We start from the raw sequence: 601 nt of genomic DNA on the forward strand, positions 1-601 counted from the left end.
TGTCGAGCGGCTTCTTCTTCGCCTTCATGATGTTCGGCAGCGAGGCATAGCGCGGCTCGTTCAGCCTGAGGTCGGTGGTCACCACCGCCGGCAGTTTCAGTTCGACCGTCTGCAGGCCGCCGTCGACCTCGCGGGTGACATTGACCTTGCCGTCGCCGATCTCGACCTTCGAGGCGAAGGTACCCTGGGCCCAGCCGAGCAGTGCCGAGAGCATCTGGCCGGTCTGGTTGGAATCGTCGTCGATCGCCTGCTTGCCGACGATGATCAGCCCCGGCTGCTCGGCTTCTGCCACAGCCTTGACGATCTTGGCGACGGTGAGCGGCTCGACCTGGTCGTCGGTCTCGACGAGGATCGCCCGGTCGGCGCCCATGGCGAGCGCCGTCCTCAGCGTCTCCTCGGCCTTGGCCGGGCCGATCGACACGACGACCACTTCCGAGGCCTTGCCGGCTTCCTTGAGCCTTAGCGCCTCTTCGACGGAGATCTCGTCGAACGGGTTCATCGACATCTTGACGTTGGCAAGCTCGACGCCCGATCCGTCCGCCTTCACCCGGATCTTGACGTTGAAGTCGACGACCCGTTTCACCGTTACTAGGATTTTCAT

At 63.7% G+C, this 601-nt stretch carries 1 protein-coding gene; it reads right to left on the bottom strand.

What is annotated here, in order from left to right; genetic code table 11:
* On the bottom strand, positions 1 to 601 hold a 601-nt coding region (locus tag CO676_RS34350; RefSeq protein ID WP_097524316.1), incomplete at its 3' end, for an electron transfer flavoprotein subunit beta/FixA family protein.

Source organism: Sinorhizobium sp. BJ1 (assembly GCF_002531555.1).
In the GTDB taxonomy this organism is placed as follows: Bacteria; Pseudomonadota; Alphaproteobacteria; order Rhizobiales; family Rhizobiaceae; genus Sinorhizobium; species Sinorhizobium fredii_B.